The 26,311-nt window shown below is 58.3% G+C and carries 23 protein-coding genes; 15 read left to right on the top strand and 8 right to left on the bottom strand.

Going from position 1 to position 26,311, the window contains the following annotated elements; genetic code table 11:
• The first annotated feature begins 130 nt into the window (after positions 1-130).
• The 14 genes from HY011_17470 to ettA all read left to right on the top strand — a co-directional run bounded on the left by HY011_17470 (position 131) and on the right by ettA (position 15,856).
• A complete protein-coding gene (locus HY011_17470; protein MBI3424727.1) occupies positions 131-430 on the top strand; it encodes a hypothetical protein in 300 nt (99 codons plus the stop codon).
• Between the two features lie 12 nt (positions 431-442).
• On the top strand, positions 443-907 hold the full coding sequence (locus HY011_17465) for a hypothetical protein (GenBank protein MBI3424726.1): 465 nt from the start codon (positions 443-445) through the stop codon (positions 905-907).
• Between the two features lie 149 nt (positions 908-1,056).
• Positions 1,057-1,854 (top strand): polyphosphate kinase 2, encoded by a 798-nt coding sequence (ppk2, locus tag HY011_17460; protein MBI3424725.1) that lies wholly within the window; start codon positions 1,057-1,059, stop codon positions 1,852-1,854.
• 16 nt (positions 1,855-1,870) lie between these two features.
• Positions 1,871-2,803 (top strand): DUF1566 domain-containing protein, encoded by a 933-nt coding sequence (locus HY011_17455; GenBank protein ID MBI3424724.1) that lies wholly within the window; start codon positions 1,871-1,873, stop codon positions 2,801-2,803.
• 103 nt (positions 2,804-2,906) lie between these two features.
• Positions 2,907-3,353 (top strand): hypothetical protein, encoded by a 447-nt coding sequence (locus HY011_17450; GenBank protein ID MBI3424723.1) that lies wholly within the window; start codon positions 2,907-2,909, stop codon positions 3,351-3,353.
• Positions 3,340-4,845, top strand: a complete 1,506-nt coding sequence (locus HY011_17445; protein MBI3424722.1) for an FAD-dependent oxidoreductase — start codon at positions 3,340-3,342, stop codon at positions 4,843-4,845. Before HY011_17450 ends, HY011_17445 begins: the two co-directional genes overlap by 14 nt.
• Before the next feature lie 154 nt (positions 4,846-4,999).
• Positions 5,000-5,755, top strand: coding sequence for a sulfite exporter TauE/SafE family protein (locus HY011_17440; GenBank protein MBI3424721.1), 756 nt, complete (start codon positions 5,000-5,002; stop codon positions 5,753-5,755).
• A gap of 111 nt (positions 5,756-5,866) precedes the next feature.
• Positions 5,867-7,180: a 4Fe-4S binding protein gene (locus HY011_17435; protein MBI3424720.1), complete on the top strand. Its 1,314-nt coding sequence runs from the start codon at positions 5,867-5,869 to the stop codon at positions 7,178-7,180.
• 136 nt (positions 7,181-7,316) lie between these two features.
• A complete protein-coding gene (locus HY011_17430; protein ID MBI3424719.1) occupies positions 7,317-7,517 on the top strand; it encodes a hypothetical protein in 201 nt (66 codons plus the stop codon).
• 13 nt (positions 7,518-7,530) lie between these two features.
• Positions 7,531-10,119: a heavy metal translocating P-type ATPase gene (locus HY011_17425; protein MBI3424718.1), complete on the top strand. Its 2,589-nt coding sequence runs from the start codon at positions 7,531-7,533 to the stop codon at positions 10,117-10,119.
• 132 nt (positions 10,120-10,251) lie between these two features.
• Complete coding sequence (locus HY011_17420; GenBank protein MBI3424717.1) at positions 10,252-11,514, top strand: Gfo/Idh/MocA family oxidoreductase; 1,263 nt, start codon at positions 10,252-10,254, stop codon at positions 11,512-11,514.
• A gap of 116 nt (positions 11,515-11,630) precedes the next feature.
• Positions 11,631-13,028 carry a sulfatase-like hydrolase/transferase gene (locus HY011_17415; GenBank protein ID MBI3424716.1) on the top strand — a complete coding sequence of 466 codons (1,398 nt, stop codon included), beginning with the start codon at positions 11,631-11,633 and terminating at the stop codon, positions 13,026-13,028.
• Between the two features lie 216 nt (positions 13,029-13,244).
• Positions 13,245-13,976 carry a TrmJ/YjtD family RNA methyltransferase gene (locus tag HY011_17410; GenBank protein ID MBI3424715.1) on the top strand — a complete coding sequence of 244 codons (732 nt, stop codon included), beginning with the start codon at positions 13,245-13,247 and terminating at the stop codon, positions 13,974-13,976.
• Between the two features lie 158 nt (positions 13,977-14,134).
• Positions 14,135-15,856, top strand: a complete 1,722-nt coding sequence (gene ettA, locus HY011_17405; protein ID MBI3424714.1) for an energy-dependent translational throttle protein EttA — start codon at positions 14,135-14,137, stop codon at positions 15,854-15,856.
• Here ettA and HY011_17400 read toward each other — a convergent pair.
• From HY011_17400 to HY011_17370, 7 genes are all read right to left on the bottom strand, one after another.
• Positions 15,849-17,117, bottom strand: coding sequence for a hypothetical protein (locus HY011_17400; protein ID MBI3424713.1), 1,269 nt, complete (start codon positions 17,115-17,117; stop codon positions 15,849-15,851). The genes ettA and HY011_17400 overlap by 8 nt on opposite strands.
• Before the next feature lie 147 nt (positions 17,118-17,264).
• Entirely contained in the window at positions 17,265-19,610 is a 2,346-nt protein-coding gene (locus tag HY011_17395) for a hypothetical protein (GenBank protein MBI3424712.1), read from the bottom strand.
• Between the two features lie 100 nt (positions 19,611-19,710).
• Positions 19,711-20,481 carry a hypothetical protein gene (locus HY011_17390; protein ID MBI3424711.1) on the bottom strand — a complete coding sequence of 257 codons (771 nt, stop codon included), beginning with the start codon at positions 20,479-20,481 and terminating at the stop codon, positions 19,711-19,713.
• Between the two features lie 9 nt (positions 20,482-20,490).
• Positions 20,491-20,931: a hypothetical protein gene (locus HY011_17385; GenBank protein ID MBI3424710.1), complete on the bottom strand. Its 441-nt coding sequence runs from the start codon at positions 20,929-20,931 to the stop codon at positions 20,491-20,493.
• Positions 20,932-20,958: 27 nt separating this feature from the next.
• On the bottom strand, positions 20,959-21,375 hold the full coding sequence (locus tag HY011_17380) for a hypothetical protein (GenBank protein ID MBI3424709.1): 417 nt from the start codon (positions 21,373-21,375) through the stop codon (positions 20,959-20,961).
• Between the two features lie 63 nt (positions 21,376-21,438).
• A complete protein-coding gene (locus HY011_17375; GenBank protein MBI3424708.1) occupies positions 21,439-21,891 on the bottom strand; it encodes a hypothetical protein in 453 nt (150 codons plus the stop codon).
• Between the two features lie 81 nt (positions 21,892-21,972).
• Positions 21,973-22,602, bottom strand: a complete 630-nt coding sequence (locus HY011_17370; GenBank protein ID MBI3424707.1) for a hypothetical protein — start codon at positions 22,600-22,602, stop codon at positions 21,973-21,975.
• 316 nt (positions 22,603-22,918) lie between these two features.
• On the opposite strand from HY011_17370, the gene sulP reads away from it, so the two are divergent.
• The gene (gene sulP / locus HY011_17365; protein MBI3424706.1) at positions 22,919-24,595 is read left to right on the top strand and encodes a sulfate permease; all 1,677 of its coding nucleotides are present in this window, start codon (positions 22,919-22,921) and stop codon (positions 24,593-24,595) included.
• On the opposite strand, the gene HY011_17360 is transcribed toward sulP, so the two are convergent.
• Positions 24,576-25,790, bottom strand: a complete 1,215-nt coding sequence (locus HY011_17360) for an acyltransferase (GenBank protein ID MBI3424705.1) — start codon at positions 25,788-25,790, stop codon at positions 24,576-24,578. The genes sulP and HY011_17360 overlap by 20 nt on opposite strands.
• Positions 25,791-26,311 lie beyond the last annotated feature (521 nt).

Raw genomic sequence — 26,311 nt, 5'->3', positions numbered from 1 at the left:
CATTGCTGTAACAAAGACGCAAGCTGTCACTTTCGGCGGGCGGTAGGGAAGACGCCTTGCCGCCCGTTTTTATAATGCCCTTGACTAAACTCAACGGAGGAGGCGGCGGCCTCGCGTTTTAGGAATCGTTATGAGTCAGAACAAAGAAGAGATCAAAGAATATGCCGAGGGGTGGATTACCGAACGCAAAGGCACCGACGTGCCGACCTTTCTCAGATTCGCCTATATCATCATCGCCGGTGGTTGCGCGGCTTATTTGGTGTTGTATATGAATGGCGAGACGGGACATGCCGAGCGCGGCCCCTTAGTGCAGGCGTTCAATAAGGTCTCCCAATCGGCCAACGGCTTGATGTATTGCATCGCGGCCCTGGTTGTCGTTTACGCCATCATTGTGGTCGGCTTCGCGTTCAAGAAATTCCGCGAAGACTAGCGGAGGTGGGCGATGGATAGACCCGCAGGGAAAGCCGGCCTCGCTGTGCCTGCCGCACACGCTTTCAATCATCAAGGTTGGGCGTGGTTGGCATTGGCTGGCGCTTTGACCGTGCATGTGGCGGATGAGGCGTTGACCGGCTTTCTGTCGGTTTACAACCCAACGGTTCTCGCGCTACGCGAGCGCTTGCTATATTTGCCTTTGCCCACGTTTCGCTTTGAGGTTTGGTTGAGGGGACTGATCGCAGGGAGCGCGTTGCTCTGGCTGGCGGCGCCTGCTGCTTTTGCCCAGCGCCGTTGGCTGACGCTTTTTTCGTATCCGTTTGCAGTGCTGATGTGCGGCAATGGTTTGCTGCATATCGCCGGTACGATTTATCAAGGGCGGCGGCTGCCAGGTGTTTATTCAGCCCCCTTGCTGCTAGCCGCGGCGGGTTATTTGCTCTGGGCTTTGCGTCACATCGAGCGAGGGTTGCATTGATGAACGGAAAAGTCAGGCGCACGGCTAAAACGCAATTACACGAAGTCCCCGCGCCTGCGACTGCTACGGCCCAGATTCTTGAATTCAAGCCTGAGAGCGAGCCTTTGCTGACGCGGGCTGACCTGCTTGATGTTCATGGGCCGAAGGCGATGCTGGAAGCGCTGCGGACGAAGCAATTCGATGTTCGCCGCTTCAAACAGGTCGTGAACTATGAGGCGGAACTCGAAAAGTTGCAGATCGAGTTGGTCAAGCTGCAACGCTGGGTGCAGGAGCGCCAACGCCGTCTCGCGATCATCTTTGAAGGCCGCGATGCCGCGGGCAAAGGCGGCACGATTCGCCGCTTCACCGAGCATCTGAACCCGCGCGCCATGCGCGTCGTCGCGTTGCCCAAACCCAGCGATGAAGAGATGGGGCAATGGTACTTTCAGCGTTACATGAAACAACTGCCGAACAAAGGCGAAATCGTGTTCTTTGACCGCAGTTGGTACAACCGCGCCGTCGTTGAGCCGGTCAATGGCTTTTGCTCGCACGAACAGTATGATCGCTTTATGCGTCAGGTGCCGGAGTTCGAGCACATGCTTTACGAAGACGGGATTTCCATCATCAAGTTTTGGTTTTCGATTTCCAAAGCCGAGCAACTCAAACGCTTCAAATCCCGCGACAAAAACCCCCTCAAACAATGGAAGCTCTCGCCCATTGATGCCAAAGCCCAGGAATTGTGGGAACCCTACACCAAATACAAAGAGTTGATGTTCAGCAAGACGCACACGTCGTTCAGCCCGTGGATCATCGTCAAGGCGAATAACAAGATGAAAGCGCGGCTCGAAAGCATCCGCTATGTGCTTTCGACGATTGATTACGCGGGCAAGGACAAGGCGGGCATCTCGCTCTTTGCCGATCCGAACATCGTCAGCCGCTTCCATCGTTCCGTCGTCAACCTCGATTGACCTTTTGCGAGGTGCGATGCCGCCACTGAATCGTCAACAAGTGCTGGGCTGGCTGGCCGCCTCGATCTCGACGGCGCTGGCGGGTTTTTGGGCCAGTTGGGGAGCCATCGAGAATTTTCACGAAGGTTGGTACCTGACGTCATTCTGGCGCAATGTCGCGCTGATGTTCGGACAATACCTGATGCCGATGCTGCTCTTCGTCTTGATCGGCGCGGCATCGGTACGCTGGCATAAAAGCGGCGCGGCGTCGCATCTGGCTGGTGCGCTGCTGGCCGCCTGGTTCTTTGGCTTCGATCATTCCGCGCCGCTGCTGTTCATCGTCACGCCGCTACTTCTGCTCGCCCTGCTGTATTGGTTCGGCCAACCTGAACCGCGCCAGTGGGCGCAGCGCCTGGTCGTGGGGCTGCCCGTGCTGATCGCGTTGGGTTGTATGGTGGAACCGGTCTGGCGCATCAGCGGGCGCGTCAACGATGGGAATTTCGGCGCGCGCTTGGTCGAAGGCAACGGCGTCAAACTCATCTGGGCGCCCGCTGGGCCGGGCTGGCCGTTGAACCAGGAACACGCCCACGAAACAGAAATGATGAACTGGGCCGAAGCCAAAGAGCGTTGTCTTTATCTCAATGCCGAGGGCACTGCATTAGCCACTGAACCGCAAAACATTTGGCGGCTGCCGACGGTAGACGAAGCCGTGCGATCAGCCGCGCGGCACGGACAAAATGCGGGCGGCATCTGGGACGCGCAGCAAACGAAGGCCAAATACCGGATTCGCCCTGACAAAGAAACGCCGTTATGGAACCCGCACTCAATGGTGATTTACTGGTGGACGGCGACGGAAATAGATGCGCAGCGCGCCTGGATGATCGTCTATCACGGCGAGGTTTTCCCCAGACAGAAACGCTTGGCCCCGGCATATTTCACGTTTCGTTGTGTAAAAAGCCCCGCCAGCTAACGCGAACCCGGCAAATTTCCGCAAACTGAACCTGGCATAGGAATTGAAGAAAGCCAGACGGCGGTCGTTTCAGACGCCCAATTTTCGCACGACAAACGAAATTATGACGCAAGACCGCTTAGAGTTTGAATTGGCTGATCCTGCAAGCACCGATTACTGGACCAAGATGGTCAAGTGTCAGGATGCTTGCCCCGTGCATACCAACGCCTGCGGTTATGTCACCGCCATTGCGGAAGGCCGCTACGAAGATGGATTTCGCATTGCCCGTGCAACCAATCCGTTCGTTTCGATTTGTGGACGGGTTTGCGGCGCGCCTTGCGAGGTGAATTGCCGGCGCGGTGACCTGGATGCGCCAATCACGATTCGCGCGCTCAAGCGCTTCGTCAATGAGCAATACGGCCCGGAAACTGGCAATTATCAGCTCTACCGCGAAGCGCATGATGCGCGAATGCTCCCACCCAATCGCGGCGATTTTGAGCGGGTCGCCGTGATTGGCGCGGGGGGTTTCGGGGCTTACGGTTGCGCACGATCTAACTTTGCTGGGATATAAAGTCACGGTCTATGAGGCCAGCGACGAACCCGGCGGCATGTTGACCGCCGGGGTGCCGATCTACCGCCTGCCGCGAGATCTGGTCAACGCCGAAATCAACGCCATCCTTTCACTCGGTGTTGAATTACGTTGCAATCAAAAACTAGGGCGCGATTTCACCATCGCCAGTCTGCGGCAGGAGGGTTACAAAGCCATCTTTCTGGGCGTAGGTTTGCCCAAAGGGCGCAAGTTGCCGTTGCCGGGTTCAGACTTAGAGATGGTCTATGACGGTCTGGAATTTCTGCGCGCATTCAACGAAGGCAAGCCGTATGAATTGGGCCAGCGCGTCGTCGTCATTGGCGGCGGCAATGTGGCCTTTGACGTCGCGCGTTCTGCCGTGCGGCGTGCGCGCGTGCCGATGGCCGATGCCGAATCGGACATGGAACGTAGCGAACGCATCATGCTGGATGTCGCACGTTCGGCGTTGCGGATGAGCGGTGATAAAGAGATTCACCTCGTGTGTTTGGAACAGCGCCAAGAGATGCCCGCCGATGAAGTCGAAATCCACGAAGGCGAGGAAGAGGGCATCAAGTTGCACGCGGCGCGTGGCCCGCGCGAGATTTTGAATGACGGTGAAGGTCGCGTCGCAGGGTTACGCACGGTCAAATGTACAGCGGTCTTTGATGACAACGGCAAGTTCAATCCGAAATATGACGAAAGCGTGATCGAAGACATCGCAGCCGACACCGTGCTCTTTGCCATCGGTCAAACTTCCGACCTTACATTTCTAAGTCCGGATGATGGTGTCGAGACCGAGCGCGGGTTGATCAAGGTTGACCTGGATACTTATCAAACCACCGCGCCTGATGTGTTTGCCTGCGGCGACATCGCACACGGCCCGCGCCTGTTCATTCACGCGATTGCGTCGGCGCAAATCGCGGCGCGTTCGATGCACGATTACCTGCGCCAGACGCGCACGGATGTCGTAGTGCGCAAACGTTGGACGCCCGCCGATTACACGATGGTGACGGGCTGGGAGCAGTTCAAGCGCCAGTTGCCGCCCGCGTTGGAAAGCGAGCAACGGGCGACCTCAAACAAGATCGTTGAACTGAATTTCCCCGAGGCCGAAGCCCGTAAACAGGCGGCGCGTTGTTTGCGCTGCAACATCAACACGGTCTTCGACACTTCGATTTGCATCGCCTGTAACGGTTGCGTGGATGTTTGCCCGGAAAACCTGATCAAGCTGGTTGGGTTACAACAACTGCGCTATGACGACAAGTTAATGCAACTGGCGGCGGAGACGGCGGGCCTTGCCCGGGAGGATTTGGCTGGTTACAGCGACACCGAGTTACAAGAACTTGGCGCGCTGATGTTGAAAGATGAATCCACGTGCATACGTTGTGCGATGTGCGCCTCGCGCTGCCCGACGCATGCGATTCAGATGAAGCGCTTCGAGTTTTACCGCGAATGCGTGAGCATTCCGGCGCTCAATCCGCGCATCCATTACCAATGACCTGGGTACGCAGGCATCCTTGCCTGCCATAAGAAAAGCGGCGAAGCCTTCCTTATTCCGTCTTTCGCATGGCAAGTGATAAGAAAAAAAGGAACGCTGCGCGGCTTTTTTTACAGCAGGCAAGGATGCCTGCGCTCCCAGGGGAAACCCGCTCATGTCCCTGACAGAGTTCAATCTGATTTTTACCCTTGGCTTGGTCAGTAGCCTGCATTGCGCGCAGATGTGTGGACCGATAGTGCTCGCACTCAGCCTCCCCTTGAGCACTGCGCAAAGACAGCAACATCTACTTGCACATCTCTCCTACAATATCGGCAGATTGGTGACTTATTCCATGCTCGGCGCCCTTGCAGGCCTGACCGGCCAGACTCTCGGAATTGCGGGAAAGCTCGCAGGCATTGAAAACACTGGGGCAATTCTCGCAGGCGGCTTGATGGTTTTGACCGGGCTGTTGATGCTCGACATCTTGCCAACTCGTCCGCTGCAACGTTTTGACCCATTGCGTTTGCTGATGCGCGTGTTCAAACCCATTGGCAGCCGCCTCGCTTCGACGTCTATCTCTAGCAAATTCACACTTGGAATGCTGTTAGGCTTCCTGCCTTGCGGCCTGATTTACGCCGCGCTTTTCAAAGCGATGGCTACGGGCACAGTGCTTGCAGGCTCTTTGACGATGTTGGCTTTTGGATTAGGAACTGCTGGCGCGTTACTGGCAATCGGTATGCTCTCATCCGCTTTCAGCGTCAAGCTGAGCGCCTCATTGAGTACTTGGGGTGTTAAAACGGCGGCCCTGAGCATTACGTTGTTGGGCGTGTTTCTAGTCTGGCGCGGCGTGACGTCCCAGGTATCGGCTTCGCAAAGAAGCATGCTGCCGACGGCGAACGCGAGTCGCGCCACGCCGCCACATTGCCATTGATGATGACTGCCCATAAACAAATTTATGATGAGTACGAGTGTGAACGAGGCTGTTGCTAACTCAACGGCAACTGCTACCCCAAACAAACCCGGAGCACCGGCCAAGCCTGCGATGCCCAAGCCGCAACTGAAACCGGCTGGCAAGCCGTTGCCGATTCACGACACCTATCATCGCAAACGCAAGCTGATCCAACTGGGCTGCTTTCTGATTTTCCTGGCGCTGCCGTTCTTGAACGTGATGCGCTTCGACATTCCGCGCCAGCGCTTTTACTTCGCCGGGTACGAACTGTGGATCAACGAGTTTGCGATCATCTTCTTTTCGCTGCTCTTTTTGCTGTATGTGATTGCGGCGGCTTCGATGCTGTACGGGCGAATCTATTGCGGTTATCTCTGCCCGCAAATGATTTTCAGCGAGGCTTCACTGAAGCTGGAAGAGCGTTTAGCCAAAGTCGTCAACAAACGCTTTATCAAACTCGACAAACAGATGCGCCAGCTTCTTTCCAGCGCCCTCTTTTATAGCGTGCTCTTGCTGGCCTCGGTCTTGCTGGCTTTTGTCTTCATCGCCTATTTTGTCGAGCCGCGCGATTTGTTGCAGCGGCTGCTGCGGCTCGACATCAAGACAGTAGGCGGCGTTGCGGGCGCTGTCACGACGCTGATTGCCTTTCTGGATTTCGCCTTTGTGCGCACGCACTTTTGCACGACGATTTGCCCGTATGGTTACTTGCAAGGGATGTTTGGCGACAAAGACACGCTGATCGTCGAATACCGTGACGACCGTCACGATTGCATTGAATGCAAGAAATGTGTGCGCGTTTGTCATATGGGCATAGACATCCGCAATTCGCCGTATCAGATCGAGTGCATCCATTGCGGCGAGTGCATTGACGCCTGCGATGACATCCTGGGGCGATTGGGCAAGCCGGGGCTGATTCAATACACCTGGGGCGAGCATGGCGAGTTGCTCAAGAACAAACAGAGCACTTGGCGTAAGCGGCTTGGGCTGCACGATGCCAAACGGTTCGGCGTGATGTTGATTCTGCTGTTTTATGCTTCAGGACTGTTTGTGGCGCTTTCCATGCGGCACAACGTGATGGTGCGGATTGCGCCCGTGCGGACGACCATGTTTCGCCTTGGGGCGGACGGTCGCGTTTACAACCAATTCCGTCTGACCATCGCCAATCGGCAAAACAAAACCGCCGAAGTCACGTTTACGCTGCGGGGCTTGCCGAATGCGCAACTGACGCTGCCGCAACCGTTGAAATTGCAACCGGCGGAAACGGTGCAACAGGAGTTTGAGATCGCGGCTGCGGAAAATAGCCTGCCCGCAGGCGTCAATTACTTCGAGATTGCGACCTCCGTGTCGCCTAACAATGAAAACGAGACGTTCAAGATGACCTTCATCACGCCGACCAAAAAGGCGCACTAACAACCGGGGTACGCGCGCATCCTTGCGCGCTGCGTCAAGTCAACTGTGTCAATGCTGAAAGGGAACCCTTCGGTATTTGTTGGGCTGACCTGACGCAGCGCGCCAGGATGCGCGCGTACCCAGGGAGGCAACAATTATGATCAATAAAACCGCTCAATTCTTTTCCCGCAATCAAGGCACAATCTTGAAGCTCTTGCTCAGCCTGATTGCCGTCATTTTCATCAGCATCCTCATTACCGCCTATATTGTCGCGCGGCGCGCCAATCCGATCTTCCTGGATGAACACGGCAAACCCGTCAACATCCAAACGGCCGAACAGCCAGCCAAGCCTTACTAACGACGGGAGCCAGATGATGGAAAAGACTTGCGACCTGTGCGAACTACACGTCGGACGCCACCCGTTTTCGCGCCGGTTTGAGGCCGCCGAAAAGACCTTTTGCTGTCTGGGCTGTCTGAACGTGTACGCCATCCTGCTGGAAAGCGGCGTGCTGGTATCTGGTGCGGACGTGCGCGAAACCGAATTGTTCAAACGCAGCCAGGCGCTGGGCCTGATTTCCAATGGCGAGCAAGGGGCGGCAAGGCCAACTCCCAAATTTGAGCTGCCGCCCGAAGCTCCGTTGCAGGAAGCCCTGTTACAGGTCAATGGAATGTGGTGCTCGTCCTGCGCCTGGTTGATTGAACACGCTCTGCTCAATGAGCGCGGCGTCGTGGCGGTGGAAGCGTTCTTCGCCTCCGATATGGTGAAGGTGCGCTACTGCCCGCAATATCTGCCGCCGGATCGTTTGCGCAAACGCATCGAACAACTCGGCTATCAAGCCAGCGCCTACACGGGCGATCAGGAAGCCGCGCACGCCGAACGGCGCGATTTGCTGTTGCGCCTGGGCATTGCGGGCTTTCTGGGCATGAACCTGATGACGCTGAGCATGGCGCTTTATGTTGGCTACTTTCAGGACATCTCCGAAAGTGTGCGCCGCTTTCTGCCGTTTTTGCTGTGGGCCTTGGCGACGCCGGTGATTTTTTATTCGGGCAAACCGATCCTGCGCGCGGCCTGGCGCGGCCTCGTCAATCGGACCGTGCGGATGGAAACGCTGCTGACCCTGGGCATTTTGGCGGCCTACATCTACAGCATCGTGCAGGCCTTCGCCGGATTGAGTGGCCAGCGCGCGCATATTTATTTCGACACGGCTTCGACGATTGTGACGCTGGTGTTGGTTGGCAAGGTCATCGAACGCAATGCCAAAGAGCGCACGACCCGCGCCATTGCGATGCTCTATCGCCTGATGCCCAAAAAAGTACGGCTCTGGGCCGCCGGGCGCGAACGTTTCGTCACCATCGAGGCGTTGGAAGTCGGTGACGAATTCGTCGTCAAAACAGGCGAACGCATTCCCGCCGACGGCATCGTCAGCGAGGGGCATTCGCACGCCGATGAAGCTTTACTGACCGGCGAGGCTGCGCCCATCCGCAAAGACCCCGGCAGCCAGGTCGTGGCGGGCAGCGTCAATCTCGGCAATGTGCTCCGCATCCGCGCCGCCAAAGTCGGCGCCGACACGACGCTGGCGCAAATCATCAAGCTGGTCGAACAGGCGCTCAGCAGCCGCTCTGAACTCGAACGCGCCGTGGATCGCATCTCGCGGTTGTTCGTCCCCGCCGTGATCGTCTTTGCGCTGCTGACCTTTGCGGTGTGCTGGTTGGGCGGGTTTACGCCTGCGGGCGAAGCGTTGATGCGCGCCATTACCGTGTTGGTGATTGCCTGCCCGTGCGCATTGGGCTTGGCGACGCCTTTGGCCGTGACGGCGGCCATTGGCGCGGCTTCGCGGCAGGGCATTCTCGTGAGCGACAGCCGCATGCTCGAAACTATGCGCCGCGTAGACACGGTGATCTTCGACAAAACCGGTACCGTGACGGACGGCGATTTTGTGCTGCTGGAGCATGCGCTTGTTTTGGGAGAAACCTCGCTTGAAGATCAGCGTGTCCAGTGCGGTACCGGGAGCGGTAGTGACCGGGTGAGATTGGCACTGAATGTCGCCCTGCAGCAGGTTGACCCGGTCGCTACCGCTCCCGGTACCGCACTGTTGGGAGATCCAAACGTCCTCCATGAAATTCACTTGCCGCTGTTGGCCGCGCTCGAACGTTTTTCCGAACATCCGCTCGGTCAAGCGGTCGTGAAATTTGCTGACGCACAAAACGCCACGCGCTATGACGCAACCTCAGTGGAAGTCAGGAAAGGTGCAGGCATTACGGGGCAGGTTGCCGGGCATCGTGTCTTCATTGGCAATCGCCGGCTGGCTGAGGCTGAGAGTTTGGCGTTGCCTGCCACTTGTGCACAGCGCGCCAGCGCTTGGGAAGCGCATGGCCGCACGGTGACCTATTACGGTTGGGATGGCGCGGTGAAAGGCTTGTTGGCCTTCGGTGATCGCATCAAAGCCGAAGCCGTCGAGGTCGTGCGGCAATTACAACAACGCGGCGTCAAGGTGCTGCTGGTTTCGGGCGATGCACCAGAGACAACGCAATGGGTGGCTGAAGCGATTCACGCCGATGACTTTCGCGCCAGCGCTTTGCCCGCAGACAAGGTCAAGGTAATTGCCGAATTGCAACGCGCCGGCAAAGTCGTCGCAATGATTGGCGATGGCGTCAATGATGCGCCCGCGTTAGCCCAAGCCGATTTGAGCATTGCGCTGGGATCGGGCACGGATTTGGCAATGCGCGCGTCTTCGGTCGTGCTGATGAGCCAGTCGTTGCAAAAGGTGCCCAGCGTTTTTGCCTTGGCCCAACGCACCTGGGGCATCGTGCGGCAAAATCTGTTCTGGGCTTTTCTCTACAACACGCTCGGCCTGAGTCTGGCGGTGACGGGGTTGCTCAATCCCATCCTCGCCGCCGGAGCGATGTTGCTATCAAGCTTGTCGGTGATCGGCAATACTTCGCGGCTGAATCGTTCCTAACGCGTTCGCCTCGTCTTATTGCTTTAAAGCAATGGACAATCCCGTCTGAACAAGGGAAAATGCCCGCCATCCGAAACATCCCGAACCTCTACTTCAACAAGTCCAGACTACAGGCTGGGAAAGGAACGACCAATGACCGAACCGAAAACTTCGCGCCGAAACTTTATCGCAACCAGTGCCACTGGCGGCACCGGCGCGCTGGCGCTGACGGCCGCCAGTTGGAACAACGTGCTCGGCGCCAATGACCGTGTGCGCCTGGGCGTCATCGGTACCGGCAATCGCGGCGGTGACGTGATGGGCTGGTTTCTCAAAGAGAAAGATTGCGATGTCGTCGCCATCTGCGATGTCTACGACCAAAATCTCAACGCCGCCAAAGAGAAAACCGAAGGCAAGGCCAAGACATTCACCGAATATCGCGCGCTGCTCGACAGCAAAGACGTTGACGCCGTGCTGATTGCCACGCCAGACCCCTGGCACGTCAAGATGGCGACCGATGCCTGCAAAGCTGGCAAGGACGTTTACATCGAAAAGCCGCTGACCTTCACCATCGAAGAAGGCCACGAGATGATCAAGGTGACCAAGGCCACCAATCGCATCGTCGAAGTCGGCCTGCAACAACGCAGCGGCGAGCATTACGCCGAAGCCAAACGCGAATACATTGACAAAGGCAAGCTCGGCAAAATCACACTTGTGCGTACCTGGTGGCATGGCAACGGCTATCACTTGCGCAAAGCCCCTTTCAAAGACAAACCGGCCGGGCTGGATTGGAAAGCCTTTTTGGGGCCGGTGAAAAGCCGCGAGTTTGACGCCCAGCAATTTTATAACTGGCGTGCCTATCTTGATTTCGGTGGCGGCCAGATTACTGATTTGTTCACGCACTGGATTGACGTGGTGCACTGGTTCGTCGGCGAAGACCTGCCCACGGTGGCGAATGCTTCGGGCGGCGTTTACAACTACAAAGACGGACGCACGGCGCCGGATACGATCTGCATCCAGTTGGAGTATCCCAGCCAATGGACATGTACGTTTGAAGCGACGCTGGTGCCGGGCGGCAGAGGCGCGGCGATTGAATTTATGGGCAGCGAAGGTAGTTTGTTGATTGATCGCGGCCAATATACTTACCAGCAACGACCTGAACGCCGCCAGGCCCCACCGCCGCCGGTCAATCGCAAAGCCGCGCTGGCGTTAGAGCCGCAGCACGTGCGCAACTTCCTCGATAGCGTGAAGGCGCGCAAGCTGCCCAACTCGGATGTGGTCAGCGGCCATCGTTCGGCGTTGGCTTCACACCTGGGCAAGATGGCGTATATGCAGAAGAAGCGCGTCACCTTCAATCCGGCCAGTGAACGCGATTACGTCTTGCCGGGCACGCAAGCGCCGGTGAAGGCGGCGGTGTAACGCGCTATATTTTTGGTGAAAGCGAGCCGTCCAGCATGAGTGCCTGGAGTTCAAGCTTTAGACTGAACTCCAGGCACTCATGCTGGACGATTTGCATTACCTCGAGTGTTCATTCAATGAAGAAATTGGTTCGTAAATTACGCTGGCTGACCTTTGCCACCCTTTGCCTTTGCGCCCCACTAACAGAAGCGCAAACCAAAAAGAACACTCCACTCACGCCGCCGAATATTGTCATCCTCCTCGCCGATGATTTGGGTTACGGCGATTTGGGCTGTTACGGCCATCCGCAGATTCGCACGCCGTATCTGGATATTCTGGCGAAAGAGGGATTACGGCTGACGAGTTATTACAGCGGCGCGCCGGTCTGTTCGCCCTCACGCGCTGCCCTGCTGACTGGGCGTATCCCGCAACGCGATGGCATCGGCGACTGGATTCCTGAAAACAGCGGCATCTTTTTGCCCAAAGAAACCGCCACACTTGCCAAAGAATTGCAACGCGCCAATTACGCGACGGCGATGATGGGCAAGTGGCATCTCAACAGCAAAATGGATGGTTCGGAACCGACGCCGGGCGAGCACGGCTTTCAATACTGGTTCGCCACGCAAAACAATGCCTTGCCGACGCACGAGAACCCGGTGAATTTCTTTCGCAATGGGCAACCGGTTGGGCCGTTGAAAGGCTATTCCAGCACGCTGATCGTTGACGAAGCGCTTGAATGGTTGAAACAACGCAAAGCCGACCAGCCGTTTTTTTTGTATGTGCCCTTTCACGCGCCCCACGAGTTGGTGGCGAGCGCCAGCACGTTCTTTCTGGAATACGCCAAAGGCCGAAGCGCCGATGAAGCGCAGTATTTCGGCAACGTGGCGCAACTCGATTATGAAATCGGGCGCTTGTTGCAAATGCTCGATCAGTTGAAGGTGGCGGAAAACACGCTGGTCATTTTCGCCAGCGATAACGGGCCTGAAACGCTGAACCGTTACAAAACGGCGACCCGTTCTTACGGCACGGCGGGCCAGCTCAATGGCAAAAAGCTGCGCGGCATGAAATTGCATTTGTATGAAGGCGGCCTTCGCGTACCCGCCATCCTGCGCTGGCCCGCCGTGATCAAGCCGGGCCGCGTGAGCGATGCGCCCGTCTCGGCAATGGATGTGATGCCGACGTTGCGGGCGTTGGTGGGGCTAAGTGAACCCGAGCTTCCGTTGGATGGCGAATCAATCGCGGCGTTGTTGCAGAGTGAGAAACACCTGCGGCAACGGCCTATCTATTGGCAATACGATCAGGCCATCAAGAGCCAGACGGACAAGTTCTTGCCGAAAATGGCGTTACGCGCGGGCGATTTCAAATTGCTGGTTGCCAGCGATTTCAAAACGGTTGAGCTTTATAACGTCAAGCTTGATCCCGCCGAAACCAATGAACTTAGCGCGCGCGAATTGCCGCGCGTCAGAGACATGGTCGAAAAAGTCAAACTCACCCATAGTCAAATCGCGGCGCTGAAATATGCGCCGAAGAACTGAGTGAACCTGTGGCGTGTACAGGAGGCTGCCAGCCTCCTGTTGTTGGGCCTGTGAGGCTGTGCGCGAGATGTGGCTCTTGCTATCGGCGTCCGCGCAAGTTATCCCGGCGTTCTTCTTCCAGGTGGCGCTGTGCGCGAGATGTGGCTCTTGCTATCGGCAGTCAGCAGGCTGGCAGCCTGCTGTACATTTAGTTCGCAACCACGGTAATTCTCTTTGATGCCACCACCAGAATGCAGAATCGTCCTCGTTCGTCCGCGCGATCCCCGCAACATCGGCGCGGTGGCGCGGGCCATGAAAAACTTCGGCTTTGGCGATCTGTGGGTCGTCACGCCGCATCCGCCTACTTGGAGCGAGATTGTTTCTGCCCCCCACGCCGAAGACGTGCTGACCAGCGCCCACGTCGTACCTGTGCTGGCTGAAGCTATTGCCGATTGCAATCTGGTCGTGGGCACGGGCGACCCCACGCGCACCAACGAGGAACGCCCCTTAGCGACACCCGCCGAATTGAGCCTGCAACTGCAACAAGCCAGCTATCGTCTCGCCCTGGTGTTCGGCCCGGAAAAGCATGGCCTGACCAACGAAGATTTGTGCCATTGCCATCAACTGCTGACGATTCCCACACAGCCGAATTGCCCTTCGATGAATCTGGGGCAGGCGGTTGCTGTTTGTTTGTACGAACTGATCCGCGAGCCAGCCCCAGTGCCGCCGCCACCGTCAGAACAGGCTACGTCACGCGCGAGCGAAGTTTCGATGGAATTGGCGTTGGACCTGATGCGGCGCGTGGATTTTGTCTTGCCCGGCAATGAGCCGGATTTGGTGCGGCGTGTGCGGGGCGCGCTGTTGAAATACCGGCTGTCGAGCTACGATACCAATATGCTGTGCGGGATTTTGCGGAAGATCAATGACAACATTTCTTCCACGAAGACACACGAAGAGGACACGAAGTGAAGGTAAGGAAGAGATTACGGAACAGACGGAAATAACGGAACAGACGGAAGAAGAACGGAACTAAACCGGAAGCGTTCTGTTTGTTCCGTTATTTCCGTCTGTTCCGTTATCTCTCTTCATCTTCCCATACAAGTTACAAAAGGATTCATTTCGATTTCATGAGCAACGAAGCAAACAAAGTTATCTACTCAATGGTCGGCGTCAGCAAGTTCTATGACAAAAAAGCCGTCCTCAAAGACATCTATCTCGGTTACTTTTACGGCGCGAAAATCGGCGTGCTGGGCCTTAACGGCTCCGGCAAATCGTCGCTGCTGCGCATCCTGGCGGGCCTTGATCAGGATTTTCAGGGCCAGACCGTGTTGTCGCCCGGTTACACCATCGGCTTTCTGGAACAGGAACCCAAGCTCGACGAAAGCAAAACCGTCAAACAGATTGTCGAAGAAGGCGTGCAGGAAGTCGTGGATTTGCTCAAAGAATACGACGACATCAACGCCAAATTCGCCGAGCCGCTCGACGACGACGCGATGAACAAGCTGCTCGCACGCCAGGGCGAAGTGCAGGACAAACTCGATGCCGCCAATGCCTGGGATTTGGACAGCCGCCTGGATTTGGCGATGGATGCGTTGCGCTGCCCGCCGGGCGATACGCCGATCAAGGTGTTATCGGGCGGTGAACGCCGCCGCGTGGCATTATGCCGCTTGTTACTCAAACAACCCGATATTTTGTTACTCGACGAACCAACCAACCACCTGGACGCCGAGACGGTGGGATGGCTTGAGTTACATTTACAAAAATACCCGGGCACGGTCATCGCGGTAACACACGATCGTTACTTTTTGGATAACGTCGCGGGCTGGATTCTCGAACTGGATCGCGGGCAGGGCATCCCCTGGGAAGGGAATTACACGTCCTGGTTGCAGCAGAAACAGGAACGCTTGCGCCGCGAAGAAAAATCGGAAGGCGCGCGGCAAAAGACCTTAGAGCGCGAATTGGAGTGGGTGCGCATGTCACCGAAAGCGCGCCACGCCAAGAGCAAAGCGCGCATCAAGGCTTATGAATCGCTGCTCGCACAGGAGAACGAGAAGCGCGCCGACGAACTGGAAATCTTCATCCCCGCCGGGCCGCGCCTCGGCGATGTGGTGATCGAAGCCGACAACGTCAGCAAGGCCTATGGCGAGAACCTGCTGTTCGAGGGCCTGTCATTCAGTCTCCCGCCCGGCGGCATCGTCGGCGTGATCGGGCCGAATGGCGCGGGCAAAACTACCCTCTTTCGATTGATCACCAGTCAAGAACAACCCGACAGCGGCACGTTCAAAACCGGCGCGACGGTCAAGCTGGGTTATGTTGATCAATCGCGCGACTCGCTCAACGCTGACAAATCCATCTGGGAAGAAATCAGCGACGGCCAGGACACGATCCTGCTCGGCACGCGACAGGTCAATTCGCGGGCTTACGTCGCGCGCTTGAATTTTTCCGGCAGCGACCAGCAAAAAAAGGTCGGCACGCTGTCAGGCGGCGAACGCAACCGCGTGCATTTGGCTAAGATTTTGAAATCCGGCGCAAACGTGTTGCTGCTGGACGAACCGACCAACGATCTGGACGTGAACACGATGCGCGCGTTGGAAGAGGCACTGGAAAACTTCGCCGGCTGCGCCGTCGTCATCAGCCACGACCGCTGGTTCCTAGATCGCATCGCCACGCACATGCTGGCGTTCGAGGGCGACAGCCGTGTGGTTTGGTTCGATGGCAATTACAGCGAGTACGAAGCGGATCGAAAGCTGCGCTTGGGACACGCTGCCGATCAGCCGCATCGGATCAAGTATCGAAATCTGACGCGCGCCTTCCAAAGACGCTGCGCGTCGCGGCGCAAAGTTACCTGACTACGCTAAACCGCAAACTCCGCCGCCCCGTCTCACTCAACATCGTTCCGCTTTTATCCAACGCCACCACCCGCCATTGCAACGCGCGCTGCCTCGCCTTGCTCTTTAACCACGAAGGCGCGCGATAGCTCAGCGCGTTCGCTTGCAACAATGCCGAATGCAGCAGCGCGCCCGCTTCGTCTTCGATCTCCAACCGATACACCGCCGCGCCCGCCAGCGCCGACCAGACGAAATCCACCGGCTGATTCAGCGGCAAGGTTGCGCCATCGCGCGGCAACAGCGGCGCAAAATTAGACGTTTGATGCGCCGCGACGGCTTGTGTGTGATCGCCGCCACCCACGACGTAGCGCAGCACCGGCAAGGGGAAGCCCGCCACCGCGCCGCTGTGGACGACGCCCACGCCCGCGCCCGCCGCCGCCAGATCGGAATCGTTCTCGCGGTCGTCCGAAGCTTCGACGCGCAGCAAGATCAGGTATTGCCCTTCGGCTTGCGCGGGTAGCTTGGCCGGGTCGGGGCCGGGCAGCACGAACTTGCCGCCGGGCGGCAGGAAGATGTTGAAGCGCGCGAGTTGGCGGTAGCGTTTCTGCGAGCCGCGTTCTTCGATGGGCAGCGCGGCTTCGGTCAGCAGGTCGCGGCGTTCGGGTAATTCTTCGCCGGGCTGAACGATCTCCCAACGCCCGACCAAACGGCCCGTGCCGGTGTAAGTGAGCTCGGCGCGAATCGGCGGCAACTTGCCGTTGGGTTCGACAAACAGCACCTGCGGTTCGCTGCCGCTGCCGGTCAGGCCGGTGGTCTTGCCAAAGCCCATGCGCACATCGGTCAGCGAAAAGGGCACGCCCGCGCCGTTGCCGGTCAGCCGCAACGTAACAAACGTGTATTGATCCGGCCCGCCGTTCTGATTGACGAAGCGCCGCACGTAGTAAAACCGGGCGTCTTCGCCGCGTGCGGCGGCCTGGTAAGCCTTGCGCGCGATGGCCGCCGGGACGGAGACGATGTCGGTGTAGCCGTTGTTGCCGCTCAGCCGCGCCTGGTTATAGCGCACGGGCAACGAGCCGTAGATGGTTTGCGGCGCACAACGCATGCCCAGGTCGGGCGCGGCGGGGGCCAGTTCGCCGCACCATTGCGATTCGATAGGGCGGTAATTGTCCAGATTGCCATAGGTCAGAAAGTACGTCGTCGCGCCCTGGCTGTATACATTGACGTTGGACGGACTGACTTTGATTTCCTGTTGCGCGGAACTTGTTACTGTAAAAGTAACCAAAAGAAAGAATGTCGTTAATAACTTCTGCATAGATAACTCCGGGCCAACGGTACGGTACTGCGCGCGTCAGCAAGCGGGGCTGTCAACTGACACCCGCGGAGCAGCAGGCAGCGGCTCCGCTTACTGACGCGCGCGGTACCGTGCCAATCAGAAAAAGATGAAATTCAATCCTGTGTTAAATGTGTTCAATCGCGTCAGCGAGTTAAACTTGAACACGGAATCCAGTGTCCGCGCATAACGATTCGCGTAACGAACAAAGTAATTGACCTGGTATTTCCTGAACCGGTTCTGATGCTCGCGTGTCAGCCGGTAAGCCCATTGCAGGTCGAATTCCAGGTTGCGGTTGCGTTGGGTACGCACCAGATTGCCCGCGCCGATGGTCGAAAAGGTCGCGTTCCAGGTTTGGCGTGTGGTCATTTGCCAGTTGGTGTTAATGCCGAAGCGCAAGGTGCGATTGGTTTGGGCTTGTTCGCGGTTGTTGGCGTCTTCAAAATTCACGTCGAAATTCACTTGCAGCGTTGGGCGCGGCGTCCAGCCGATGCCGACGACGTGGGCAAAGTTTTGCAGATCGCTGCGTTCGCGGCCCACGGCGCGGTTGTCGGTCAGCGAGTGATTGAGTTGATAGGTCGCGCGCCAGTTGGTGAATTGCCATTCGGCGGCGATGGTTTGCACGTAGTTCGCTTGATTGGGCAACGCGCCAAAGTTATCGAAGCCACTGGCAGTGGGCGGTTGATTGCCCGTGTGGGCGCGAATGCGGGTGAAGGTGTAGCCCAGGCGCGGCAGCAACAGCACCGGCGCGAATTGCGGTTTGTCCGACGAGGACGATTGCTGCGCGGGTGTTTTGGCAAGCACGGACAGCGGCACGCTGATAGCGAAGGCGTCGGTGCCGGTCAGCGTTTTCAACAGCGTGGGGATGCCCGCCAGGTTGTCGTGGAAGTTGGTGTGCGCGGCGCTGAAATTGAGTTCGCCGTAAGAGCCGGTCAATTCGGCTTGCGTGTTGAAACGGTCGGCCTGGGTTTGCGCGCCGATGCTGCGGTAGAGCGGGTCTACGCGCTCGTGGCGCACGTTGAGCGTGAGGTTGAGCTTGCGAATTTGCGCGGCGTCAACCGGTTGCGTTTGACCGTCGCCTGCTTGAACGGGCGGTTTGCGGAAGCTGAACTCTTTGAGCAAGTCAACGCTCAGGTCGGCGTAGCGCGCGTTGCGGGTTTTGATGTTCACCGCGACGACGCGCGCGCCCTGGTTGAGCAGCGGGTCGTCGGGATTGTTAAAACGGCTGCGCGTGAAACCGCCGTCGAAACGAATCCGCTGTGTCTTGTCGCTGAATTTCATGCGCGCGGTGCCGCCCTGGCTGCGTTCGAGGTCGTTGACATTGCCCTGGTTGAAATTGGCGCGCGGTTGCGAATAGGCGCTGAGTGCGCCGATTTCAAAGCGCAACGCGCCGGGCCGGGTGGGCACGACCTCGAAGCCGAGCGTGCCGCTGTAAAACTGATGGCGCGTGTTCGCAAGGCCGGAGAAATTGCTCCAGCCGACGATGTTGGTCGAGTTCATCGCGGCCAGCGTCACGTCGAAGCGTTTGGCGAAGGGAATCGTCAGCGTCAGACCGCGGCTGTTGAAGTTGTTGATCAGATGTCGCTGCGCGCCGTAGCTGGCGTGGCCCAGCACCAGCTTCGACGTGCCGTATTGAAACTGCATCTGGTAATTCGACAGGTCAATGTAAGGCGCTTGCTGGCCCAGTTGGCCGAAGCGCAGGGCTTCGCCGCGAAAGCTGGAGCCGACCATGTCGTACTGAGTCTGGACGCCGAACAGGCCGCGTTTCATGTCGGAGCGGAAACTGCCGCCCAGCGTGAAATCGTTGAAGGTCGCGCGTTGCGGGCGATTCGTGGCAGGGAAATGCGTCTCGGCGAATTGCGCTTTCAGGCCGAGGTTGAATTGCGGAACCCATTCAAACTTGTCGAAGCCGAAGGGGCGCGGCGTGGGCGTGGGCGTGGGCGTGGGCGTGGGCGTGGTGCCAGCATTGCCTGCGTTGCCATTGGCAGTTGACGCCTGCGTGTTGTCTGTCGCGGGCGCGCTGGCGTTGGGCGCGACGCCTGGCGCGTTGGCGTTGGGCACAGCGGGCGCAGCGGCTTCGCGGCTGACCACGCGCAGGGTAAAGCGCGCGAGTTCACGCCATTCGTCGGTGGTTGTGACCAGATGTAGCGTCACCTGCGTTTCGCCGCTGGGCAGCGGCACGGCGCGCGGTTCGTAACGCAGCGTTTGCGCTCCAATCAACATCAGGTTGGTTACGTCAATTGCGCCGATGAGCACGGCAGAGCGGCCTTCGTTGGGCGCGAGCGGGCGGCTCAGCTTCCATTCCAGCGGCGTGTCGGGGTTGACCGCCTGGCTGGTGAAGCTGGCCGTGACAGTCAATTCCTGGACACGCGCGGCCACGCCAGGGCGCGTGCTGGCGGCGCACCAACAAAGCATTGAGATTAGGATGAGTGCTCGCGTTTGCATCGTTGCGCTCACCTGGGCCCTCTGGGTACGCACCGCTTCCAGCGTGCGGGCGTGGCGTTAGACCGATGGAGGCGGTGCGTACCCAAGAGGGGCCAGGTTCTTACTTCACCGTCACGACTTGCCCGACAAAGGTGATGCTGGCGGTCAGCGCCACCGCCGCCGTAGTCGCGGCGACATTGGCCGGGCGGATCAGCGCGATGACGGCTTGGGTTTGATTGGCGCTGGCCGTGGTCGTGCCGCCGACCTGCTGGCCGTTGGCGTAGCCCACGTCGAGCTTGAGCGAAAAGCCGTTGATGCCGGCGACACTGGGGGCGGGTGAGCGCGTCGTCCAGCGCACCTCGAAACAATCCTTGTTCGCGCCGCCGAGACAGTTGGCGAGTTTGGTGACGCTCGTCACTTCGACCAGGCGGCCCGACGGATGTGTCGGGGGAGGGGTGCTTTGGCCCAGCGTGAAGGTGATGTTGTGCGTTGCCGTGCTCGGCGTATGGAAGGTGGTGTGCAGTGTGGTCTTGATATTGGCGGCGGGGAATTGGTCGCCTTCGACGGGGACGATGGCTTCGCGCAAATTGCCGGTGACATTGTTGAGGTTGCCATCGCGCACTTTGCCGCCTTCGTAATTCACCCGCACCGTGAGGTCGAAATTCACCAGTTGGGTGAGCGTCGGGACGTTCGCCGACCATTTGACGCGCACGCCCTGGCCCGGCGCCATCGCCGCGCTGGTGATGGTGATGGTGGGCGCGCCCACGATGGGGGTGATGCCCAGGTCGGGATTGATTTGGACGTTGGGCTGGACTTGCGCTACGGCCATGATCGCGAGCGCGCTGAGCGCCGCGCAGACGCCACAACTAAACCGAAAGAACTGACAGATCATAATTGCTCCTTATTTGGTGGTGCTGACGTTGAGTTCGACGCCGCCAAAACTGCCTTTGCCGGCATTGACGCCGTATTCACCCCGGCGAATGGTCAAGCTCTTGAAGCCGAGCTTTTGCGCGATGGCGTCGTCCACTTGAATGTCGCGGTCAACACTGAAGGTCGCACTGCCATCGGGCAGCTTGCCTTGAAACACACAATCCAGTTTCTGGTCATTGATGGGCGAAGCCACGCCGCCGACCGAGAGCGCCGTCGCCGCGCCGAGGCCGAGCTTGATTTCACAAATGCCGCGCCCGGGGCCGCACTTCCCATTGGGTTGCCGTTTGCCGAAGGTGAAGGTGAGCGACACCGAGAATTTGGCGGCGCTGGCCGAACGGCTGGCCGCGAGGCCCAGCAGGTTGAGCGCGACGAAGGTCACGAGCGCGCTGAGCAAGATCTTTCTGCGAATCATAATTTTTCTCCTTGTGGTCGAATCAACTTAAAAATTGCCGGTGGCGCCCGCCGTCGCCAGCACTTGCGAAGCACTGTTGCGCGCCAGGATTTTGATTTTGAAGCCCGCGCCGACTGGGGCCAGCTTGACCGTGACCGTGCGCGCGTCGGCGCTCGCCGTGGCCTCGGCTTTGTTCTTGGAAGCCGGGTTGCCGTTGGTCGCGTCCACGAAGATGCGGAATTGGGCGATTTGCTGGGCCGCCGGCGCATTGTTCACCGTCCAGTTGAGCCTGACGCAAACCTTGTCTGCCGCGCCCTGGCAAGGGCTGCCCAAATCTTGGGATGTGATGGTCAGGTGCAGTGCGATTGGGGCAACCTCCTTTTTGTTTTGCCCCAAGCCGGGCAACGCGAAGAGCGCCAGCGCGAAGCTGGCGCTGCAAACCAAAGCCGTCATTTGACGAAGCATCGTTCCTCCTGTTTGAAACGGATGGCCGCGCCACCGCAGATGCAGCAGCGCGGCCTCAGCCGGTTAGAAACTCTGCGTCTTGTTCGATGTCGAGGTCAGCACTTTTTGCCCTTCGATGTCGCGGGTGAAAAGCTTGACCGTCACGTCGGCGCTCCTGACCTGGCCCGTGCAGTTGCCGCCCTGGAAGAAGCCGAGTTTGGTGCTGCGCGCGGTGTTGTCGCTGATGTTGACGGTCTTGGTGCAAGAGCCGTTTTGCGTGGTCAGCTTGCCGCCCACTTCAAACGTCATCACTTGCGGATTGGCAGGCGGCGCGATGACACTCCATTTCACCTCGACACAATTGACTTCCACGCCGCAGCCGCTAGGCAGCAGTGTGACGCTGGTGATGGCGACCTTGGTCGCGAGGGGCGCGACTTGTTGTTTTTTGGCCTGCGCGGCGCTGTTGGATGGCTGGGCCAGCGCGCAGAACGCGAACAGAACCGCCAGCGTGATGAACGGGAGAATACGACGAGTCATAAGAGTAGCTCCTTGAATAAGTGATTGATTGGTTGTCGCGCCGGAAGCCGTGGCCGCCGGTCAGCGAAGAAATTGGCGCACTTACCTTTTCGCGCGGGCGTCAAATTCGACCGTCACGGCCAGGTCGCCCAGCCCTGCGCCGCCCCCGACGACACCCGGCACGGCGATCTTGCCCGGCTCCTTCTGGCTTTCGTCAATGAGGTCGCGCGCTGGGAATTGGGTGAACCCGATCAGAATCGCAATGATCGAATCGCCTTGAATGACAGCCTTTTTGCCGCTGAGTTGACCGATGGGCGTTGCGAGCGATGCGGTGGTGAGTTGGACTTCACGAGTGATGCGCTTGCCGTTTTTCAACGCAATCTCAAAGGGCAGATTGAAGGTCAGCAGCCCACTGCCGCTGTCGAAGCTGAAGCGGCCCGGCCCTTTGATACGCGCGGTGCCTTCGGTGCCTTTGTCGCCGCGAAAGTTCCAGACGTGATCGGTGCTGATCTGGCCGCTGGCGGCCTCGGCGACATTCGCGGTGAAATTCAAATTGCCACGCGCCTGCTCGATGATGTCCCAGCCGCCGTTGGTGTTCTTTTTGCAGAGTTTCAAAATCACGCCCGTGGTGATTTGGCGTTCGGCAAAGAGGGCGCGCGCCGTCAAGGCCGTCACTGCGGTGCAAACGATGAGTGCGGCCCAAAGCGCGCGGTTGGTAGCGGTGAACTTCATAGCGGATTCCTCCTGAAAGTGTTGCCTGAAAGCGTTGCCTGATGGTTAATGGGCCGGTCATTCAAGGCCCTGCGCTGCTCTTGCGCCCGTTGTGGCGGGCGGGAAGAGCGTTCCTGACGACGGGCGCAAGATACGTGGAAGGCCCGCTTGAAGTCTTAAAAGCCGGCTGAATTGCCTTTGAATTCCTGATAAAAGAAATTTGAAAGAATCTTCAAAGCGATTGGTTGCGTCCACGGAACGGGCTTGCCGAGGCGGGTGGCAACGCGCACAATCATGTTTCATTCATCAATTCACCCCTTGGAAAAACAATCCGAACATGCACTCCCGACTGGAGCCAAAACTGCTTACCGTTTGGCGCGAAGGCTATACGCGCCAGCAATTTCTCGCTGACCTGATCGCGGGCGTGATCGTCGGCATCGTCGCGCTGCCGCTCGCCATTGCCTTTGGGATTGCTTCAGGCGTAAAGCCGGAGCAGGGGCTGTATACGGCTGTCGTGGCTGGTTTGGCCATTGGCGCGTTGAGCGGCTCGCGGGCGCAAATCAGCGGGCCGACCGGCGCTTTCGTCGTCATCATCTATGGCATCGTGCAGCAATATGGCTACGACGGGTTGGCCGTGGCGACGATGATTGCGGGCGTGTTGCTGATCGTGATGGGGCTGGCCAGGATGGGCGCGTTCCTGAAATTCATCCCGTACCCGGTCACGGTGGGGTTCACCAGCGGCATTGCGCTGATCATTCTGTCCAGCCAGATCCGCGATTTCTTCGGTCTGCGTATGGATAAAGTTCCCGCCGAGTTTGTCGAAAAGTGGATCGAGTTGATTCGACACGCGGCGACTTGCAATCCCTACGCACTGGGCGTCGGCGTGTTGTCCCTGTTGATCGTTTTTTTATGGCCGCGTGTGACGCCCAAGCTGCCCGGCTCGCTGGTCGCCATTGTCGTGGCGACGTTGTTGGTGCATTTGCTGCATTTGGAGGTCGAAACCATCGGCTCGCGTTTTGGCAGCGTGCCGAACATGCTGCCTGCGCCGCATCTGCCTACGATCACCTGGCCGCTGGTGCAAAAGATGGTTCAACCGGCGATTACGATTGCGTTGCTGGCCGCCATCGAATCGTTGCTGGCCGCCGTCGTCGCCGACGGGATGCTCGGCACGCGGCACCGCTCGAACATGGAATTGATCGCGCAAGGCGTAGGCAATTTGATTTCGCCGATTTTTCAGGGCATCCCCGCGACCGGCGCGATTGCGCGCACCGCCACCAACATCAAGAGCGGCGGGCGCACGCCGGTTGCGGCGATCATTCATGCCGTGGTCTTACTGCTGATCATGCTCTTCTTTGGCAAGTGGGCGGCCTTGATTCCGATGGCGACGCTGGCGGCGATTCTGGTGTTCGTGGCCTACAACATGAGCGAGTACCACGTCTTTCTGAAACTGTTGCGCGCGCCGAAAAGTGACGTGGCCGTCTTGTTAGTGACGTTCTTTTTGACGGTGTTGATTGATCTGACGGTGGCAATTCAGGTGGGGGTTGTGCTGGCGGCCTTTCTTTTCATGCAACGGATGTCGGATGTGACGGAGGTGAGTATGATCACGCAAAACCTGCGTGATGAAGAAGAGGAAGTGGACAGCGCCCGTTCGATTGCCAAACGCCAAGTGCCGCCGGGCGTCGAAGTCTTCGAAATTTACGGCTCACTCTTTTTCGGCGCCATCGAACGGTTTAAGGATTCGATGCGCCGTGTAGAAAAGACGCCGCGCGTGCTAATTTTGCGTATGCGCCTGGTGCCTTCGATTGATGCGACCGGCTTGCAGGTGTTGGAAGACGTGCTCACACGCACGCAAAATGAAGGCGGAACGTTATTGCTCTCCGGTGTCGCCGAACAACCCCTGCGCGCGATGGAGCAAACAGGGTTGCTCGCCAAGCTGGGCCGTGAGAACGTGATGGAAAACATTGATGTCGCGCTGGCCCGCGCGCATGTCTTGCTCAAATCCGTTTCGGCTTAGCCGTGGTCGCCAGGCTCCAGCGCATAAATGGTTTCTCGGTTACCACAAACCACCAACTGCACAGGAGGAAGACCAACGGGCATACCAGCAGACATTGCAGCATGAAATCCGCCCAGAAAGGCCGCCCCGCAATCATCAGGAAACCCGTTTTTGATAACAGCGCCGACACAATCGGCACGTGGTAAAGATAAAACGTGTAGCACATCCCGCCGATGATCACGATCCAGCGTTGCCGGATGAACGCATTCGACAGCTTGCCGAGGAAGCAGCCCAGATACAGCGCCAGCACCAGCAACGGCAGGGCAAAGTAAAACTGGCCGTAGGGATTCAGCACCGCCACGATTCCCGCGCCCGCCGCCAGCGTCAACAAATCACCCGCCCACAAACGATGTTCGGCGCGAAACCAGCCGTTCAGGTAAAGGTCAGCCAGCAAAAAACCGACCAGGAAGTAGTGCGCGAAATTCGCCAGCGAAAGAATCAGGGGCATCGAACCTGACGGATAGATGACGTGTTGCGAAAGCCAGCCACCACCCGCGATCAGCGCGAGCAAGAGGCTGCGCCGGAACGCGGCATTGCTGAGCTTGAAAACTTTCACCAGCAGCGGCACCAGCAGGTAAAACTGAATCTCGATTTCCAGCGACCACGCGACGCTGTTGATCGTGCTGTGCGCGCCGTAGATCAAACCGTGCGCGTAAAACAAACTCGCCAGCAGGTGCGGGAAGAGTTCCTGCGGATTGAGGTGCCGGGCTTGCCACTGAAAGAAAAAGAAGATCAGCAGGCAGATGGCATAGGGCGGTTCGATGCGCGTGACGCGGCGCAGATAATAGTTCTTCAAACTCGGCGCGGGGCGCTTTTCAAAGCTGCGTTTGGCAAAGGGCAGGGCGAGGATGAAACCGCTGATGGCAAAAAACAGATTGACGCCGAAATGGCCGCTGTACGCCAGCGGCACCAACCATGATTGCGAACTCGCCGCCGCCCAGGCCGATTGCGAATGGACTTCAACGCCGCTGCGCCCGCTCTCGCGCAGATAGATGGACATCGTGTGATGCAACAGCACCGCCGCGATGGCCAGAAAGCGCAAGCCGTCAATTTCCGGGATCAATGCGCCGCCCGACGTGACGCGCGAAAGCTTTTGCGCCAGCCATTCACTGAACGAGGGCGCAGGGGCCAGTATGAGGGTTTCAGATTCGGTCATCGAACGGTCTTGGCACACGCGCAGGCTTGGCCTGGCGTTCCCAATTACTGCCTTTCTGAGTGGTTGGTGCGCAAAAAAGAGGCGCGAGCGTAACAGCAAGCTGGCAGGATGACAAATCTAGCCAAGCGAACGTGGCTTTAGATCGGTTTTCACATCAGTGTATGGGAAAAGCCGCGCAGCGAGACGGTACCGCGCGCGTCAGCAAGCGGCGCGTCAAGCTTACGCCATTGGCCGAATCGCCCAGGCTCCGCTTGCTCACGCGCGCGGTACCGTCCCGGCACAACGCGCTCCCGTATACGCAATTGCAAACTGATCTAGTTTGAGCTTTTCTACACCTGGAACCTTGGAGAGGCTTATTGGGTGTCATTGGCGAGAGCAATTGGTGTATCGCTTTTTCTCACCACTGTCCTAAAACATCCCACTCTGGCGGACGCCCATCCAGCTAACTCATTTCATCAGCCCGTCCGCGCGAGGTTCGCGCCTGGCACGTTGGTTGTAACGCTTGTGGTGTAAAGATCACT

It is taken from the genome of Acidobacteriota bacterium (assembly GCA_016196035.1).
Lineage (GTDB): Bacteria > Acidobacteriota > Blastocatellia > RBC074 > RBC074 > JACPYM01.
The sequence above is the reverse complement of the archived record's forward strand: the minus strand, read 5'-3'. Positions and strand labels throughout refer to the sequence as shown.